General features: G+C 61.7%; 14 protein-coding genes, 1 tRNA gene and 1 pseudogene. 9 read left to right on the top strand and 7 right to left on the bottom strand.

Going from position 1 to position 16,739, the window contains the following annotated elements; all coding sequences use genetic code 11:
• Positions 1 to 129 precede the first annotated feature (129 nt).
• Positions 130 to 1,023 carry a LysR family transcriptional regulator gene (locus tag AC5ZG1_RS36525; protein WP_496135788.1) on the top strand — a complete coding sequence of 298 codons (894 nt, stop codon included), beginning with the start codon at positions 130 to 132 and terminating at the stop codon, positions 1,021 to 1,023.
• Here the strand turns inward: AC5ZG1_RS36525 and AC5ZG1_RS36520 are convergent.
• Positions 1,020 to 1,568, bottom strand: coding sequence for a cysteine hydrolase family protein (locus AC5ZG1_RS36520; protein WP_456644097.1), 549 nt, complete (start codon positions 1,566 to 1,568; stop codon positions 1,020 to 1,022). The genes AC5ZG1_RS36525 and AC5ZG1_RS36520 overlap by 4 nt on opposite strands.
• A 111-nt stretch (positions 1,569 to 1,679) precedes the next feature.
• Between AC5ZG1_RS36520 and AC5ZG1_RS36515 the strand changes: the two genes are divergently transcribed.
• Positions 1,680 to 2,660, top strand: coding sequence for a GlxA family transcriptional regulator (locus AC5ZG1_RS36515; protein ID WP_496135787.1), 981 nt, complete (start codon positions 1,680 to 1,682; stop codon positions 2,658 to 2,660).
• Positions 2,661 to 2,809: 149 nt separating this feature from the next.
• Here the strand turns inward: AC5ZG1_RS36515 and AC5ZG1_RS36510 are convergent.
• Both AC5ZG1_RS36510 and AC5ZG1_RS36505 read right to left on the bottom strand, forming a co-directional pair.
• Positions 2,810 to 3,783 (bottom strand): annotated as a pseudogene (locus tag AC5ZG1_RS36510) (quinone oxidoreductase family protein).
• 208 nt (positions 3,784 to 3,991) lie between these two features.
• Positions 3,992 to 4,981: an NADPH:quinone oxidoreductase family protein gene (locus AC5ZG1_RS36505; protein ID WP_456644100.1), complete on the bottom strand. Its 990-nt coding sequence runs from the start codon at positions 4,979 to 4,981 to the stop codon at positions 3,992 to 3,994.
• A gap of 143 nt (positions 4,982 to 5,124) precedes the next feature.
• On the opposite strand from AC5ZG1_RS36505, the gene AC5ZG1_RS36500 reads away from it, so the two are divergent.
• The 3 genes from AC5ZG1_RS36500 (at position 5,125) to AC5ZG1_RS36490 (ending at position 9,063) form a co-directional block, all read left to right on the top strand.
• The gene (locus tag AC5ZG1_RS36500; RefSeq protein WP_208829495.1) at positions 5,125 to 6,183 is read left to right on the top strand and encodes an AraC family transcriptional regulator; all 1,059 of its coding nucleotides are present in this window, start codon (positions 5,125 to 5,127) and stop codon (positions 6,181 to 6,183) included.
• 108 nt (positions 6,184 to 6,291) lie between these two features.
• A complete protein-coding gene (locus AC5ZG1_RS36495; protein ID WP_456644101.1) occupies positions 6,292 to 7,818 on the top strand; it encodes an acyl-CoA synthetase in 1,527 nt (508 codons plus the stop codon).
• 33 nt (positions 7,819 to 7,851) lie between these two features.
• A complete protein-coding gene (locus AC5ZG1_RS36490; RefSeq protein WP_456644102.1) occupies positions 7,852 to 9,063 on the top strand; it encodes an ABC transporter substrate-binding protein in 1,212 nt (403 codons plus the stop codon).
• 217 nt (positions 9,064 to 9,280) lie between these two features.
• On the opposite strand, the gene AC5ZG1_RS36485 is transcribed toward AC5ZG1_RS36490, so the two are convergent.
• Together AC5ZG1_RS36485 and AC5ZG1_RS36480 are read right to left on the bottom strand one after the other, a co-directional pair.
• On the bottom strand, positions 9,281 to 10,462 hold the full coding sequence (locus AC5ZG1_RS36485; RefSeq protein ID WP_165435631.1) for an acyl-CoA dehydrogenase family protein: 1,182 nt from the start codon (positions 10,460 to 10,462) through the stop codon (positions 9,281 to 9,283).
• Between the two features lie 198 nt (positions 10,463 to 10,660).
• Entirely contained in the window at positions 10,661 to 10,903 is a 243-nt protein-coding gene (locus AC5ZG1_RS36480; RefSeq protein ID WP_496135786.1) for a GDCCVxC domain-containing (seleno)protein, read from the bottom strand.
• 815 nt (positions 10,904 to 11,718) lie between these two features.
• Between AC5ZG1_RS36480 and AC5ZG1_RS36475 the strand changes: the two genes are divergently transcribed.
• The 3 genes from AC5ZG1_RS36475 to AC5ZG1_RS36465 all read left to right on the top strand — a co-directional run bounded on the left by AC5ZG1_RS36475 (position 11,719) and on the right by AC5ZG1_RS36465 (position 15,156).
• The gene (locus AC5ZG1_RS36475) at positions 11,719 to 12,483 is read left to right on the top strand and encodes a response regulator transcription factor (protein WP_456644134.1); all 765 of its coding nucleotides are present in this window, start codon (positions 11,719 to 11,721) and stop codon (positions 12,481 to 12,483) included.
• Positions 12,484 to 13,065: 582 nt separating this feature from the next.
• Positions 13,066 to 13,647 carry a MarR family winged helix-turn-helix transcriptional regulator gene (locus AC5ZG1_RS36470; RefSeq protein WP_130231305.1) on the top strand — a complete coding sequence of 194 codons (582 nt, stop codon included), beginning with the start codon at positions 13,066 to 13,068 and terminating at the stop codon, positions 13,645 to 13,647.
• Positions 13,648 to 14,010: 363 nt separating this feature from the next.
• The gene (locus tag AC5ZG1_RS36465; RefSeq protein WP_496135785.1) at positions 14,011 to 15,156 is read left to right on the top strand and encodes a DUF2336 domain-containing protein; all 1,146 of its coding nucleotides are present in this window, start codon (positions 14,011 to 14,013) and stop codon (positions 15,154 to 15,156) included.
• A gap of 5 nt (positions 15,157 to 15,161) precedes the next feature.
• Here the strand turns inward: AC5ZG1_RS36465 and AC5ZG1_RS36460 are convergent, their stop codons facing one another.
• Positions 15,162 to 15,503: a tRNA-binding protein gene (locus tag AC5ZG1_RS36460; protein WP_496135784.1), complete on the bottom strand. Its 342-nt coding sequence runs from the start codon at positions 15,501 to 15,503 to the stop codon at positions 15,162 to 15,164.
• Between the two features lie 67 nt (positions 15,504 to 15,570).
• Positions 15,571 to 15,660, bottom strand: a tRNA-Ser gene (locus AC5ZG1_RS36455).
• Between the two features lie 122 nt (positions 15,661 to 15,782).
• On the opposite strand from AC5ZG1_RS36455, the gene AC5ZG1_RS36450 reads away from it, so the two are divergent.
• The gene (locus AC5ZG1_RS36450) at positions 15,783 to 16,646 is read left to right on the top strand and encodes an alpha/beta fold hydrolase (RefSeq protein ID WP_456644105.1); all 864 of its coding nucleotides are present in this window, start codon (positions 15,783 to 15,785) and stop codon (positions 16,644 to 16,646) included.
• Positions 16,647 to 16,739 lie beyond the last annotated feature (93 nt).

Raw genomic sequence — 16,739 nt, 5'->3', positions numbered from 1 at the left:
GTCTCTCCTGGTTAACTCGGGAACCCGATCGGGCTCGTTGAGTGCAATATCGGCCCGCTATGTTTCGAGAACAATCCATGCTTTCATGGCGCCACTGTCTACGAATTGAGGACAATCGGCGGAGGCAAGATGGACAAGGTCGCGAGCTTGCGGGCGTTCGTGAAGGTCGTGGAGACCGGCAGTTTCGCCGAGGCCGGCCGACAGCTTCGCCTCTCCCGCTCCGCCGTCAGCAAGTATGTGGCCGAGCTCGAAGAGAGCCTGGGCGTGCAGCTCCTCAACCGCACCACCCGCCATGTCAGCACCAATGAGAGCGGCCAGATGTATTTCGAGCGCGCGCTCTCGATCCTGTCCGAACTCGACGCGGCGGATCAGGCGGTGTCGCAGGCGCAATCGGCGCCGCACGGACTGCTTCGCGTCAACGCGCCGATGTCGTTCGGCACGTTGCGGCTCGGACCGGCGGTCGCGGACTTCATGGGGAAATATCCAGAGATCCAGCTTCAGCTCGTCCTGAGCGACGACCTGCTCGACCCTGTGCAGGACGGCTTCGACGTCACCTTACGGATCGCTGAGCTGGAATCATCGAGCCTGATCGCGCGCAGGATCGTGCCGCTCGACCGCATCGTCTGCGCCTCGCCGGATTACCTGGCCGAGCACGGCACGCCGACCCATCCGCGCGATCTTCGCGAGCATGTCGCGCTGACTTACGGCTTCCTGCTCACCGGCAACCAATGGAAGCTGACGGGTGCGGATGGCGATCACTGGATCCAGCCATCCTGGTCGCTGTGCGCGAACAACGCAGAGGTGCTGCGCGACGTCGCCGTGAAGGGGCACGGCATTGCGCTGCTCCCGACCTTCATCGCTGGCGATGCGCTCCACACCGGAGCGCTGAAGACCACCCTTTCGGACTATCGCGCACCGCCGCTGACGCTCTATGCGATCTACCCTCCGACCAGGCATCTCTCGGTGAAGGTGCGACTGTTCATCGACTTCCTGGTCGAACGCTTCGGCGCGGGAGCGGATTAGCGCGGGAGATAATCCGCCGTGCTCACCAGTGTCCCATAGGACGACCCCAGCGCGGCCATGAAGGCAGCGTGGACCTGCGCGGCGGGAACGTTGACGCCGCCGAACGCAAGGTCGCGCGTCGCGCAGGCGTCGTGCACAACGGTGGCCTTGTAGCCGAAATCCGCCGCCGCGCGAGCCGTCGCGTCGATGCACATATGGCTCATTGCGCCCACGATCACGACGTCCTCGATGCCTTTCGCATCGAGCGCCTGCTTGAGCGGAGTGTCGCGAAACGAGTTGGGATAGTTCTTCACGATCACCGTCTCGCCGTCGGCCGGCTGGACGGACCCATGGATTTGCGCGCCATCCGATCCCGCGACAAAGAACGGCGCATCCGGCCGCACGAATTCATGCCTGATGTGAATGACCGGATCGCCGCTGGCACGGGCAGCAGCGATGACCCGCGCCGCGTTGGTCGTGGCCGCGTCGATCCCGACCAGCGGCAGCCTGCCGGAAGCAAAATAGTCGTTCTGAAGATCGACAACGATGATCGCGCGCTTGCTCATGACCGGACCGTCCTTTCCGCAAATTGGTCTGTATCTTTCTGGACAAGACTAGGCCCGCCATCGCATGCTGCAAATTGGCGATACCGACATAAAACGGGTTGATACCGACAGATGGTTTCCCGAGGCCCCACCGAGATCGGACTGGTGCATTATCCCGGAGCGCAGCTCGCCGCGATCCACGGCCTGACCGATCTGTTCGGCGTCGCCAACCGGATTGCGACCCGACATCGCAAACGCAAGTCCGCTCTGTTGCGGATCAGCCATTGGCAGCAGGCGGAGCCGAACAAGCCGCCGGCACGGGTCTTTGACAGCGTCCCGGACAGCGATGCGAGGGCAGCGCCTGCCGCGCTGATCCTGCCGCCGAGCCTAGGCGAGCCGCCCACGCCGGAGAAGGCGGCGCCTTTCGTGCGATGGCTGCATGGCCATCACGACGCCGGCGTCACGCTCGGCTCGGTGTGCGCGGGTGCATTCCTGCTCGGCGAGACCGGCCTCTTGGCAGGACGATCGGTGACGACGCACTGGGCCTACGCCGAGCAATTCCAGAACCGTTTCCCGGAGGCGCGCGTCGATATCGACCGGCTCATCATCGACGATGGCGACATCATCACCGCCGGCGGCGTGATGGCCTGGACCGATCTCGGCCTGAAGCTGGTCGACCGCCTGCTCGGGCCGACCGTGATGATCGAGACCGCACGCCTCTTGCTGGTCGATCCGCCTGGCCGCGAGCAGCGCTACTACAGCGCGTTCGCGCCGCGGCTGACCCATGGCGACAAGGCCGTGCTCAAGGTGCAGCACTGGCTGCAGGCGACCGGAGCGAAGGACATCGCGCTGGCAACACTCGCGGCGCGTTCCGGATTGGAAGAGCGCACGTTCCTGCGCCGCTTCCAGAAGGCGACGGGCCTGACGACAACGGAATATTGCCAAAGGCTGCGCGTCGGCAAGGCGCGCGAATTGCTGCAATTCAGCCGCCTGCCCGTCGACCGGATCGCCTGGGACGTCGGCTATGGCGACCCGAGCGCATTCAGGAAGGTGTTCATGCGCATCACCGGCCTGACGCCGGGCGACTACCGGCGCCGCTTCAACGCGGAGTGAGGTTTGGCGCCCTCTCCCGCTTGCGGGAGAGGGCGGGGTGAGGGTGCTTCCGCGATTCACGCTGTTCGAACATGTGGAGAGAGCCCTCACCCGGCGCTACGCGCCGACCTCTCCCGCAAGCTGGAGAGGTTAAAGACGGCTCGACTGCATCACACCAGAAACACGGTCGATCCCGTGGTCTTGCGGGCGGCGAGATCGGCGTGGGCCTTGGGGGCGTCCTTGAGCGGATAGGTCTGGTTGATCTCGATCTTGACCGCGCTGATTTCACCACCTCGAACAGTTCGTTTGCCATCGCCACCAGATTCTCTCGCTTGGCACCATAGGTGTTCAGCGTCGGGCGGGTCACGTACAGCGAGCCCTTCTGTGCCAACAGGCCGAGATTGAGCGGCTCGATACTGCCGGAGGACTGGCCAAACAACACCGCAACCCCGAGCGGCGCGAGGCAATCCAGCGATTTCAGGAAGGTGTCCTTGCCGACGGAGTCGTAGACAACAGGCACCAGATTGCCTCCGGTGATCTCCTTGACGCGGGCGACGAAATCCTCGCGCGTGTAGACGATCGTGTGCGCGGTGCCGTGGGCTTTGGCGAGTTTCGCCTTTTCGTCGGTCGAAACCGTGCCGATCACGGTGGCACCGAGATGCTTCGCCCATTGGCCCAGGATCAGCCCGACGCCGCCGGCCGCGGCATGCAGCAGGATCGTGTCGCCGCTCTTGACGCGATAGGTCTGGCGAATGAGGTACTGCACCGTAAGACCCTTGAGCATCATCGCCGCCGCGGTCTTGTCATCGATGCTGTCGGGCAGTTTGAGCAGACGGTCGGCGGGGATCAGCCGCTCCTCGGCATAGGCGCCGAGCGGCGAGTTGCCATAGGCGACACGATCGCCCGGCTTCAGGTCGGTGACGCCCGGCCCGACTTCCTCGACGACGCCTGCTCCCTCGCTGCCAAGGCCGCTCGGCAGCGGCACGCCATAGACGCCCGCGCGGTTATAGATATCGACAAAGTTCAGGCCGACTGCGGTGTGACGGATCCGCGCTTCGCCGGGACCGGGCTTGCCGAGCTTGACCTCCTCCCATTTCAGAACCTCGGGACCACCGGCCTGATGGAAACGAAAGGCGTGTGTCATGAGAAACTCCTGCAGCACGGGATGATTGTGAATCTCAGCGAAAGCGGCGAATGCAGTCCATTTCGCCGGCCGCAGACCATATCAGCGTGCTGCACGGCGGCAAGCAGCGCCCACGGTCATCTTGCCGTGAGCCCGTGACGCAGTGCAAAATTCTTCCAATCAGATCGGACGCAGCAGAGATAATCTAGTCCTGCAGCGGATGATCGAGTCAAATCACCACGACGACCTTGCCCAGCGCGCGCCGGTCGGCAAGGTGCTGGATCGCCTTGCCGCCCTCCTGCAGCGGGAATTCGGCGCTGATGCCTGATGACAGCATGCCTTGCGCATACCAGGACTGGAGCGCCCGCCGATTCTCGGCGAGGCGTGAATCCTGCGACAGCGTGAAGGTGCGCCAGTTGATCCCGAGCACATCGCAATTCTTCAGCAGCGGAAGGTTGAGCGGCAATGACGGAATGCCGGCGGTGAAGCCGAGCACGAGATAGCGCCCGCCCTCTGCGATACAGCGAATGGCGGCTTCCGAGAGCCATCCGCCGACGGGATCGATGATCACATCGGCGCCGTGCGGCCCGACCGCCTGCTTCAGCCGCGCAGCGAGCTCGCGACCATCCCCTGTGGTGTCGGCCGAATAGATCACGCCTTCAGAGGCGCCATGCTGGCGTGCGAAGCCGAGCTTCTCTTCCGATGAGGCCGCAGCGACGACGCGGGCGCCGAGATTGCGCGCGACCTGCACGGCGGCAATGCCGACGCCTCCTGCTGCGCCGAGCACCAACACGGCTTCGCCGGCCCGCACACCGGCGCGGGTATGCAGCGCGTAATAGGCCGTCTCGAAGGTGAACTGCATGACTGCTGCATCGACGAACGACATGCCCTCGGGAATCGGGCTGCAGCGCGTGGCATCGACAGCGACGAACTCCGCCATGCCGCCGGTTCCGGTCCGCGCCGCGACCCGATCGCCGACGCGCAGCCCGGCAACCCCTTCCCCTGCCGCGCCCACGACGCCGGCCACCTCGGCTCCCGGCGCGAAGGGCCGCGGCGTCTTGACCTGATAGCGATCCTGGATCGTGAGAAGGTCCGGATAATTCACGCCGCAAGCCTTCACCGCCACCAGCACCTGTCCCGGCCCAAGGACTGGCTCTGGCACATCGAGCAGCCGCAGGGTTTCGGGCCCGCCCGGCTCGCAGCTCATCAACGCGCGCATCAACTATCCTCCGGCGGCAATCCCGTCAGCGACAATGAAAAGAAGTCCCGCACCCGCAATGACGAAAACGATCAGTTGCGTTGACCTTGCCTGCCACAGGAATGGTGGCGACGGAACAATCCCGGCGCTAACATGCCAATGCCATGCCGGGAGCTTCCGCCGCACTTCGATCATCGCGCGCTGCGCCGTCGCGTTCAGCGATCGACTCCGGCTATGTCGGCCTGGTCCTGAGCGGCGTGCGCGAGGCCGGCTTCGATATCGACCGGCTGTTGGCGCGCGCCGGCATCGCGCCCGAGCAACTCGAGAAGCCGGGCGCCCGGCTGCCGCAGGACCAGTTCGCCCGCCTGATCGCGATCCTGACCCGGGAAACGCGTGACGAACTCTGGCTCTTGTGCAACCGCCCGATCAAGCCCGGCACCTTCCGCATGATGTGCCGGCTATTGATCCGCTCTGCCAATCTGCGGGAGGCGATCCGGATCGGCTGCCAGTTCTATCATCTGGTCGCCGACGATTTCGTGGTGCGGCTGGCGGAAGGCCCGGATGACGCTTCGCTCTACGTCACCGACACCATCGCCCAGCCGAACCGGCGGCGCATGGTCAACGGCGCGATCCTCTTGTTCGCCTATGGGCTGATGTGCTGGCTGGTAGGCCGCCGGCTGCCGCTGATCACCGTTCACTACGTCTTCCCGGAAGAGCCGTTCAGCTCGGAGCTCGAGCCGTTCTATAGGGCGCCGATGCTGTTCGACCAGCCGCGCACCGAAATCCGCTTCGATGCCGAATTGCTCGATCTGCCGATCATGCCCGACGAGGAGCGGCTGCGGCGCTTCCTCGCTTCGATGCCCAATGCGCTCCTGGTGCGCTACCGCGACGACAGCAGCATGGCCGAACGCGTGCGCGGCATTCTCCGCCGCAACCTCAAGCGTCCGTTGTCGTTTGAGGACATCGCCGGGATGCTCGCCGTCTCGCCGCAGACACTGCGCCGCCGCCTGCTCGACGAAGAGAACTGCGGCTTCCAGGACATCAAGGACCGGCTGCGGCGCGACCTCGCCACGCATCTATTGCAGAAGTCCCGCCTGTCGCTGGAAGAAATCGCGGTCTCGCTCGGCTTCTCCGAGCTCAGCACCTTCCATCGCGCGTTCCGGCGGTGGACCGGCGTAACGCCCGGCGAGTTCCGCGAGCGCCGCGGCCCTGCCGCAAAATAGTAGCGTCGGATTCCGCCAATCGGATTGGCATGCGCGGTCATTCAATGATGCAGCCTTGATGCGGATAATCCCGGCAAGGCCGATGTTCTCGGCCAACACGGGGAAGAAATGCCAATCCTGCGCCAATGGGCTGAACGTCATCCCGACAAGACCGCCGCGCTCGTCGCCTTTTCCGACCAGGCGATGACCTATGGCGAGCTCGATCGCCGCGCCAATGCCGTCACGCAGCTCCTGATCTGGATGGGGCTCGCCGCCGGCGACGGCATCGCGATCATGCTCGACAACGACCCGACCTATTTTGAGCTGATCTGGGGCGCGCGCCGCCACGGCGTCTATTACACGCCGGTCAGCACGCATCTGAAGCCCGAGGAGGCGGCCTATATCGTGCGCGACAGCGGCGCCAAGCTGTTCTTCGTCGCCGCGCGTTTTGCGGACGCGGTCCGGGCGCTGCTCGCCGACAATCCGCACCGGTGTGCGGTCTACGCGCTCGGCGGCGCGTTGGATGGCAGCTTTGACTATGGCGCGGAGCTTGCCCGCTTCGATCGCCTGATCGAGATTCCCGACGGCCCGGTCGGCAAGGATTTCTTCTATTCCTCAGGCACGACCGGCAGGCCCAAAGGCATCAAGCAGCCGCTGTTCGCCAATCTTCGCCAGGCGCAGGCCTCCGGCGACTGGGTGCGCGACAATTTCGGCTTCGCGGAGGATACGGTCTATCTCTCTCCGGCACCACTGTACCATGGCGCGCCGCTTCGCTTCACCATGCGCACGCTGGAGAGCGGCGGCACCGCCGTGATCATGAAAAAGTTCGTACCGGAGCAGGCGCTGGCCGCGATCGAGCATTACCGCGTCACCCACAGCCAGTGGGTGCCGACGATGTTCTTCCGCCTGCTCGCGCTGCCTGACGAGATACGCGCCCGCTACGATCTCGCCTCGCATCGCTGCGCGATCCACGCCGCCGCGCCTTGTCCGCCCGAGCTCAAGGAGCGGATGATCGAGTGGTGGGGGCCGATCGTCTGGGAATATTACGCGGGCTCGGAGCGCAACGGTGCCACCTGCATCTCGACCGCGGACTGGCTGATCCATCGCGGCTCGGTCGGGCGCGCCTGCGTCGGCACTATCCATATCCTCGACGAAGCGCAGAACGAGCTCGGCCCCGGCGAGATCGGCGACGTCTATTTCGACGGCCCGCAATTCGTCTACCACAACGATCCCGAAAAGACCGCGCGCTCGCGAAACGCCAAGGGCTGGTCGACCATCGGCGATGTCGGCTATCTCGATCACGACGGCTATCTCTATCTGACCGACCGCCGCTCGCACATGATCATCTCCGGCGGCGTCAATATCTATCCCGCCGAGATCGAGAATCGCCTGGCGCTGCATCCCGATGTGGCCGATGTCGCCGTGTTCGGAATCTCCAATCCGGAGTATGGCGAGGAGGTCAAGGCCGTGGTGCAGCTCAGGGAGCCGTCGAAGGCATCATCGGCGCTTGCGACTGAGCTGATGGCGTTCTGCCGGGACGGCCTGTCGCACGTCAAATGCCCGCGCTCGATCGATTTCGCGGCCGAGCTGCCGCGGCAGGAGAACGGCAAGCTGTTCAAGCACGTGCTGAAGCAGCGCTATCTGCAGCCGGCCTAACCGGATCATCAACAACGAAGACAGGAATAGAGCATGAACAAGCTCACGGTGGCGACCTGTGCAATCGCATGGGCGGGGTTGTCGTTCTCCGCATTCGCTCAGGAGAAGAACTACGGACCAGGCGTGACCGATACCGAGGTCAAGATCGGCCAGACCATGCCTTATAGCGGCCCGGCGTCGAGCTTCGCGGCGATCGGCCGCGCGATGACCGCTTATTTCCAGAAGGTGAATGCGGAAGGCGGCGTCAACGGCCGCAAGATCAACCTGGTCTCGCTCGACGACGGTTATAGCCCACCCAAAGCCGTCGAGCAGACGCGGCGATTGGTCGAGAGCGAGGAGGTGCTGGCGATCGTCGGCACCTTCGGCTCGCCAACCAACTTCGCAACGCAAAAATATCTGAACGCCAAGAAGGTGCCCGGCCTGTTCCTCGGCACCGGCGCCAACCGCGTCTCCGAGCCCGCGACCTATCCGTGGTCGATGGGTTGGCAGCCGAACAACCATGCCAAGGGCGTGATCTACGCCAAATACCTCCTCAAGGAGCGGCCCAATGCGAAGGTCGCGGTGCTGTTCCAGAACGACGATTTCGGCCGCGACTACGTCAAGGGCTTTCGCGACGGGCTTGGCGACAAGGCTGCGACGACGATCGTCAAGGAGCTCAGCTACGAGATTGCCGAGCCGACCATCGACTCGCAGATCCTGATCCTGAAAGCGACCGGCGCCGACGTGTTCCTCGACATTTCGACGCCGAAATTCTCGGCGCAGGCGATCAAGAAGATGGCGGAGACGAAATGGGACGCTCTGCATCTCCTCAGCGATGCCGCCGGCTCGATCTCCAGCACGCTGGCGCCGGCGGGGCTGGAGAATTCCAAGGGCGTCATCACCGTTGCCTTCCGCAAGGATCCGAACGATGCGGCATGGGGCGACGATGCCGGCGTGAAGGAGTATCTCGCCTTCATGAAGCAGTACATGCCCGAAGCCAATCCGTCCGAGACTTATCACGTGTTCGGCTATGCGACGGCGCAGACCTTCGTTCACGTCCTGAAGAATTGCGGCGACGACCTGACGCGCGAGAACCTGATGAAGCAGGCGACCAGCATCAAGGACCTCGTCCTCCCGATCATGCTTCCCGGCATCAAGCTCAATACCACCCCGACGCGCTACACGCCGATGAGCCAGGAACAATTGATGCAGTTCGACGGCGTGAAATGGAAGCCGATCGGCGAGGTGATCGACGCGGAGAAGTGAGAGCGCGGTCTCGGGAATTTTACCTCGCCCCGCTTGCGGGGAGAGGTCGGAATTCGAGCGCAGCTTGAATTCCGGGTGAGGGGGTGCCTCCGCAAGCTCGTCTCAAACCATCTTCGTGGAGATAGCCCCTCACCCTACCCTCTCAGAGCGAGCTCCGCTCGTCTCGGCCCCGTGAAGAACGGGGAGAGGGAGGCGCAGGGCACTTGCGCTCTTCAGTCTATTCACACTCGCGCAGCACCTCCCGCGCGATGGTCATCTTCATCACTTCGGTGGTGCCTTCCGCGACCTGCGCGATGCGGCTCTGGAAATAGAGCTGGCCGAAGCGGTTTTCCCTGAGCACGCCGAGCCCGCCATGGATCTGGATGGCGCGATCGATGACCCGACAGGCCGCGAGCGGCGCGAAGCATTTCACCATCGCGGCTTCCTTGCGTGCATCGAGGCCACGATCGAGCATCCAGGCGGTCTTGTAGACCATCAGCCGCGACTGCTCGAGGTCCATCTCCGATTCCGCCAGCATCCATTGAATGGCCTGCCGTTCCGCGAGCGGTTTGCCGAACGTCTCGCGCTCACGCGCCCGTTTCGCGGCCTGCGTCTGCGCCCAGCGCGCGGTGCCGGTGAGGCGCGCACCGATCACGGTGCGGTTGCGGTTGAGCTGGTCCATCATGTAGCGGAAGCCCATGCCCTCCGCGCCCAGCATGTTCTTCGCTGGGACCACGCAATCCTTGTACTGGTAGTCGCAGCTCCGGCCGAGATAGGTGCCCGGCGCCATGGTCTCGTATTCGCGCAGCACCGACACGCCGGGATTGGGATAGTCGACCAGGAACAGGCTGATCCCCTCATAGCCCTTGGTCGGATCGGTCACGGCATAGCAGAGCAGATATTTAGGCGTGATGGCGGGATGGTTCGGCGGCGGCGCCCAGCGCTTGATGCCGTTGATGATGTAATTGTCACCGTCACGAACGGCGGTGGTCTTTATCCCGGCCGCGTCGGAGCCCGCGCCCGGCTCCGAGATGTTGATGTGGTAGAACTTGTCCTCTTTCAGGATCGGATAGAGATACGCTTCCTTCTGCCATTCCGGCGCGACGTGAAGCGCGGGATGCGGATCGAGAAAGCCCGACCAGGTCGCGAGCAGGCCATGCATCACGGGCGACCTTACGATCTCCTCGTAGACCAGGCACTTCGCGACCGTGCCTAATCCCTGCCCGCCGGCTTCCTTCGGCACCGCCAATCCCCTGAAGCCGTATTCGCGGAATTTCCGCACTACGCCCATGAAGATGTCGTGCGGCACGGCGTAGTCGTCCGTTCCCCAGTCATCCTCGAGCGGGCGGCAGACTTCCTCCACAAAGGCAGCGGCCCGCGCCTTGATGTCGCGTTGTTCCCTGGACAGTTCAAAATCCACTGTGATCTCCAAGCCTTGTTTTGCAAGGCTGGAGACTAGGTCGGCTGCGTCAGGGCGATTATGGCGTGGAGAGCCAATCTGGTTGGCTGATTGCATCAGGCCGGGAAACCTTGCTGGCTTCGTCCTTCGCGTCGCTCGATGAGGCCGCGGTGTTTAGCGCGCGGAACTCGCGAAACAGGTCGGCAGCTCCCCAGTTGCTCAGCCATCTCTGGCTGAGCAAGCGCAAGTCGATGCTCCACGGCTGGCCTGAACCGGCGGGCATGGCACCGTGCCATAGGAACAAAAAACGCAGCAATCGCCTGGCTTGGGCTTCAGGTGAGCACCGCATGCCTTGCAATCGTAGAAGAACCTGCAAGCATCTAGCGGCATGATTTCCATCTGACGATATCCGCAGTGTGGGCATCTGATGATGGATTGCAGAATAAGTGAGTTGTCCTGCATCGCCGCATCCCGCCAGAAATAGTCTCGAAATCAGCGCCATGAGTATAGCGCCGATACGGCCTCCAGGGGACGAAAACGAGATTGCGGATGACGCGGGAACGGACGGTGCCCCGCAAGGTCGCTTCTCCCGAGCAGAATCCGACCAGTTAGATTTTGTCTAATCGGCGCGATGACGTCTGCGTCGTCGTGCCATGTGGCAGGTTCCGTGGCGACAACCTGCCAAGCGTCACTTTCAGGCCAGCAATGGACAATGCTTGATCTTGGCGCGGCGGGATTCATGATTGCGCCTTCCGATAGCTCCAGCTCTTGAGCAAAGTAGCATTGCTACAAAATCATCTAATGCTTGCTTCAAAACTAATTGCTTCAACAATCTCAAAACAAATGGTCGGCCTGCGTACCAACTACTCTCGGGGCAGGCTTGATTGCATTTCTGCATTTTGCCAACGTCAGGACGAGCGATTCACGTCGCTTATCTAAAAGAACGGCAAATTTTTGGAGCGCTCAGCATGACAAAGGCGCTCCGACACAACTGACATAGCCGTTCTGCATTCGGGGTGACCACCTATGTCTTGGGGGCACCTTCACGATTGTGTGCGTGTGCGTTTGTGGCGTCTCGTCGAGTCCGAACCTCAAAAGCATAAATCCACGACGCGCTGAGCTCACGCTACAACCGCTGAATCTGCAAGTGACTCATCCGGAAAAGAAAGAACTGCGTGCGCAGGGCAATCTCTGCTCGCGCTGTCAGCATCACCACGGCACACGGCACACGCCAAACGAAAAAATTCAACAGGCTAGGCGAATGGGGCAAATACCGCATGTACGTGATCATCGATGATCGAGAGAACGTTGCCACCGGCTACATCGGCGGTTTCGACCGTGAAGGCATTTCTTCTGTTGGATTTTCGCCAACGGAGTTCCTTGAGTGGCTGGAATCTGCGGGCGACGATGAGCTGTCGGCCATTGACGCTTTTCTTCTTGGAGATTGTGATACTCGCGCCACCTTGCCTCGCACTGTCCGCAAGCGCTGCCGTGCACCGATCATCGCGCTCAGCCACCAGAGAATGCTCAAGCACACGGTCGAGCTCTTTGAAGCTGGCGTGGATGATGTCGTCCATATTCCAGTCCACCCACGCGAGATCCTGGCAAGAACTGCCGCGATCTCCCGCCGCAGCCTCGGAATATCGACCCATGGCAGGCAAGGTGCGATTCGAGTCTTCTTTGACGGGAGAGATCCGGAAATTGGAGGAGCAGTCATGATGCTGCCGCGTCGCGAGCTCCGCATCCTGGAACACATGGTTGGTCAGCAAGGAAAATGGCTGACCAAAACGCAGATCTTCAATGCGGTTTATGGGATCTTCGAGTCAACGTTCGATGAAAACGTGATCGAAAGTCACGTCAGCAAGCTGCGCAAGAAGCTGCGTGACCGTCTCGGCTACGACCCGATCGTCTCGAGGCGATATATCGGCTACCGGCTCGATTCCTCGACGGGAGCGCCCGAAGACGATGCGACGCGAGATCTCCAAACACTTGGCATCCTGGCCAAGCAAGCACCATCGAGGCCACGACCCATCTTCACTTGAGAGAACGAGATCATCATTCAGAACAGGTAACGCTTCGCCACGAAAGTAGCCGCATGACCAACGACCGCGTGGTGTCTGTGCAGATTTGGTAACGAGCTAGCGCATGCCTGCCCGTCACGGCAGCAGGCGCAGCCGTCCCATGCCGGATAACGGGTTTGCGCGACGCGCAGGCCCGCCGCTTACGGGTTGGCATCGCGTACCGCCTCGACAATGCTTCGATGAGCAGCACGATTTGTCGGATCGCGCGCGAATTCTCTGGGGACGCTTCGAAACGTGAAAATCATTCTTCGAATGCATCGCTGAACCTTTCGCCTTGTGACAGCGACAATGTCGTTGTCACTGACGATCCAGATTGCGTTGTTGCGGTGTGTAGTCCGATCCAATCGGCGGATGATTAATGAAGTCAGTGTTGCTTGCGGGGAAATTCAAACGATCAGCAGACAATTTCTTAATGGCCGACGCATTAGTGGGCTAAACGACATGCAGTTGAGTTGAACCTCGAACCAAAGCGCTAGCGAATCAGGGCGCTAATGAGGTGCACGCCGAGAAACTGCTCGCAAAATCTTTTGAATTGGGTCGATCATGACGTTAGCACGCGAGACGGTTGAATTATTGGTTCAGACGGCGAGAATTTGGCACTTCGAAGGTAGTCGGCACGGGCTGCGCGATCGCGAATGGATGGCCCTGCGTTTTCTTGCTCGCGCGAATCAGTTCTCACGGACTCCGTCGGCATTGGCCACTTTTGTCGGCACTACCAGGGGCACCGCATCTCAAATCGTCAAGGTGCTCGAAAGAAAGGGATTCCTCGTTCGCAAACCTGCTGCGGAAGACAAACGCTCGGTGATCCTTTATGTGACCGCGCAGGGTGAGAAATTTCTCGGGCATGATCCGGTCAATGTACTCGTAAAGGCGATAGGCGTGCTCAGCGTCGATCGCCAGACCAGCTCACGCGATGCGCTCCGCCAGGTGCTCGACTGGTTGGATATTACCCAGCAACGACATCATGCGGACATTTGCAGGGAGTGCACGTTCTTGACGGAGAATAGTGCCGACGGCGCGACAGGCAACGCCTGCCCACAATTCACATGCCGCTTCTTTCGCGCAGCGATCACAGCGGACGAAACTATGCTGCTATGCGCGACCTTCGAGCGCGGCCGGCGATAGATTCATCCGACGCTGGCGCTACGGACGTCCGCCAAAGCGTGATGACTTTTCTTCGAATCGTCATCCCGCTTTAGCTCTTTTTGTTTGAGCATGATCTCCGCGCAAACGCTTCGCGTTTGTCGCGAGGGAAAACCGGTGTCCACTTTTCCGGGTCATGCTCTATTTCGTTTCGTGATGCTGTCTGCCGAGAGAGCAGGCGAAGCGCACGGCAGCTTCGAGCTGCAACCAGACGATTACTGGAATGCCGACAATTTTAATCATCTATGAGGCAGCTCGAATCAACAATCTTCATTGCCCGCATGATAGCTCGTCGCCATCAACTCCTCGCCGCCAAAGGCGAACGTGCCGACGAGACCCATGATCATGACGACGTTCTATTCGTTAATCAATGAAGTGCAAAACACGACGACATCCGGGTCGACGAAACGGCAACTAAGGGCTCTCACCCGCATTACGGACTTGTTCCTTGCCGGGTCTGGTCGCTACTCCAAACAACAGATCAAACTGTTTGACGAGATATTCAAAACACTCGTTGCCGTGATCGAGTTGAAGACCCGCGTCAGGCTGGCTCGCCATCTCGCGACTGACTCGAATGCGCCGGCAACGCTGGTCAGGGCACTTGCATCGGATGATGCTGTTGCCGTGGCGGCTCCGGTTCTCAGTCAGTCGGATGCCCTTAGCGAGTCCGATCTTGTTGCCTGCGCCAGCACCCAAGGTCAGGGCCACCTTCACGCAATCGCGCAACGTCGAACAATCAGCGAGGCGATCACGGAGCTGCTGATTCTGCGCGGCGAGGCCGGCGTGGTCCATGCGGTTGCGAGCAACCCGGGCGCCCGCTTTTCGGATGGCAGCTTCGGCGAGCTCGTCGCGCGATCGAGCGAAGATACCCAGCTTGCCCTCCATGTCGGGACGCGGCATGACATCCCCAGACATCATTTCCTGAAGCTTATGGAAACTGCCTCGGCTTCCGTACGCAACAAGATCGCCGCGGCAAACCCGCAATTTTCCGACGCCGTGCATGACGCCGTGACAGAGGTCATCGACGACATAAATCTGGAGGTCCGCAATCAGTCTCCGGATCACGCGCGGGCAAGGAAGAAGGTAAAGCGCCGCAAATACTGGAAGGAGCTCGGAGAAGCGGATGTTCACGCGGCTGCCCGAGCGCAGGATTTTGAAACGGCGGTGATGGCGTTGTCCGTCCTTGCAGCCTGCCCCATCGAACTGGTCGAACGGGCGGTTCTCAATGAGAATCCTGGCACCGTGCAACTTGTCGCAAAAGCCGGCGGATGTTCCTGGGCAACGGCCAAGGCTTTGCTGCTGATGAGAGTAGCGGACCGCAGGCTAAGCAAGATCGACCTTGATCAAGCGCGAGAAAACTTCGAGCGGATCGAGCTCCGAACCGCGAGACGAGTGCTTGAGTTCTACAAGGCACGCCGTGACGCGCGCACAAGCGAAAGCCATCCCATCGCGCCGAGCGAATCCGGCTCCCTAGCGGTCGCCATGATATAGGTCCGCTAGAACAGGCGCCCGCCATTCGGAACTGGCCGCTCAGGCGAAACGAGCACCACACGGCCTTGTTCATCGGGAAAGCCCAGCGTCAGCACCTCCGAGAGGAATGGGCCGATCCGGCGCGGCAGCAGATTGACCACGCAGGCCACCTGCCGACCAATCAATGACTCGGCGGAATACAGCTCGGTAAGCTGCGCGCTGGACCGCTTCGTTCCAACCTCGGGGCCGAGATCAATCGTCAGTTTCCACGCCGGCTTCCGCGCTTCCGGAAAATCAGCCACGTCAACGATCGTGCCGACCCTGATGTCGATGGCCAGGAACTCGTCGATCCCGATCGTTTGCGTCATGTAAAGCTCGCGCGGCAATGGCGTTTCCCGCGCGCATCCCGCAGGGGATCCCAGCCGTTCCCGTTGATGGCGGAGAGGGAGGGATTCGAACCCCCGATAGGCTTGCACCTATGCCGCATTTCGAGTGCGGTGCATTCAACCACTCTGCCACCTCTCCCGGTGCCAAAAAGGTGATTCCTCACCCTCTGCGGTCGGGGCGTGTTCTAGGCGAGGATGCCGGGGGAGACAAGGCGCCGGGAGAAGATTTCCGCAGCGCCGCAACGGCCAAAGGAGGGCGAAATGGAGCATTTGACGGTGAAAGCCAATGGGGCGGCGTTCCATCTTGCCCGGATCGGGGCCGGCAAGCCGTTGCTCTTGTTGCATGGCTGGCCGGAATTCTGGCTGACCTGGGAGCCGGTCATGGCGCGACTTTCCGACCGTTTTGCGCTGATCGCCCCCGACCTGCGCGGCTTCGGCGACAGCGACAAGCCGGACGGCCCGTACGGTCCGGAACAGCACACGGGCGACATGCTGGCGCTGATGGATGCGCTCGGGATCGAACGGGCCGGCGTGGTCGGCCATGACGTCGGCGGCGCCGTGATGCAGCCCTTGGCACGCAAGGCACCCGAGCGGATCGCGGGGCTTTTCTTCTTCGATTTCGTCTATCCCGGCATCGGGCCTCGCATGGCGGCGCCGGATCGGCTGAACCACATCTGGTACCAGTCATTCCACCAGATGGAGATGGCGCCGAAGCTCGTCGGCGCGACGCGCGAGAGCTGCGGCCTCTATATCGGGCATTTCCTCAAAGGCTGGTCGCATCGCCAGGATGCGTTCGACGATGTGCTGGACGCCTTCACCGACAACTTCCTGAAGGCGGGCAACCTCGCTGGCGGCTTCGCGCATTACCGCGCCGCGCACGCCGCGCGCGTGAAGATGATGCAGGGCGAAGCGCCGTCATTGCCTGCGATCACCGTGCCGACCTGCATCCGCTGGGCCGAGCACGATCCGCTGTTTCCCTATGCCTGGGCCGACCGGCTCGGCGAGACCTTCACCGATCTCGATCTGAAAATGTTCGAAGACGTCGGACATTTCCCGCATCGCGAAGCCCCCGATCGCGCAAGCCTCGAGATCTCCACGTTCTTTTCGCGCATCGGATGGATCTGAAGCGGGAGAATCAGGTTAAAGCGTGATGGCATTAGGTTCGATAACCTGAATTTTCGAGATAGTTCGCGCATTCTTCAGAGGTGAATGCTGGCA

The organism is Bradyrhizobium sp. Leo78, assembly GCF_059512425.1.
The sequence above is the reverse complement of the archived record's forward strand: the minus strand, read 5'-3'. Positions and strand labels throughout refer to the sequence as shown.

What these genes read in the sequence shown, in the direction of transcription:
- AC5ZG1_RS36525 (WP_496135788.1), top strand. Translation starts at nt 130, where the DNA reads ATGGACAAGGTCGCGAGCTTGCGGGCGTTCGTGAAGGTCGTGGAGACC.
- AC5ZG1_RS36475 (WP_456644134.1), top strand. Translation starts at nt 11,719, where the DNA reads ATGTACGTGATCATCGATGATCGAGAGAACGTTGCCACCGGCTACATC.
- AC5ZG1_RS36470 (WP_130231305.1), top strand. Translation starts at nt 13,066, where the DNA reads ATGACGTTAGCACGCGAGACGGTTGAATTATTGGTTCAGACGGCGAGA.
- AC5ZG1_RS36505 (WP_456644100.1), bottom strand. Translation starts at nt 4,981, where the DNA reads ATGCGCGCGTTGATGAGCTGCGAGCCGGGCGGGCCCGAAACCCTGCGG.
- AC5ZG1_RS36450 (WP_456644105.1), top strand. Translation starts at nt 15,783, where the DNA reads ATGGAGCATTTGACGGTGAAAGCCAATGGGGCGGCGTTCCATCTTGCC.
- AC5ZG1_RS36520 (WP_456644097.1), bottom strand. Translation starts at nt 1,568, where the DNA reads ATGAGCAAGCGCGCGATCATCGTTGTCGATCTTCAGAACGACTATTTT.
- AC5ZG1_RS36480 (WP_496135786.1), bottom strand. Translation starts at nt 10,903, where the DNA reads ATGCAGGACAACTCACTTATTCTGCAATCCATCATCAGATGCCCACAC.
- AC5ZG1_RS36490 (WP_456644102.1), top strand. Translation starts at nt 7,852, where the DNA reads ATGAACAAGCTCACGGTGGCGACCTGTGCAATCGCATGGGCGGGGTTG.
- AC5ZG1_RS36495 (WP_456644101.1), top strand. Translation starts at nt 6,292, where the DNA reads ATGCCAATCCTGCGCCAATGGGCTGAACGTCATCCCGACAAGACCGCC.
- AC5ZG1_RS36500 (WP_208829495.1), top strand. Translation starts at nt 5,125, where the DNA reads ATGCCGGGAGCTTCCGCCGCACTTCGATCATCGCGCGCTGCGCCGTCG.
- AC5ZG1_RS36515 (WP_496135787.1), top strand. Translation starts at nt 1,680, where the DNA reads ATGGTTTCCCGAGGCCCCACCGAGATCGGACTGGTGCATTATCCCGGA.
- AC5ZG1_RS36460 (WP_496135784.1), bottom strand. Translation starts at nt 15,503, where the DNA reads ATGACGCAAACGATCGGGATCGACGAGTTCCTGGCCATCGACATCAGG.
- AC5ZG1_RS36465 (WP_496135785.1), top strand. Translation starts at nt 14,011, where the DNA reads ATGACGACGTTCTATTCGTTAATCAATGAAGTGCAAAACACGACGACA.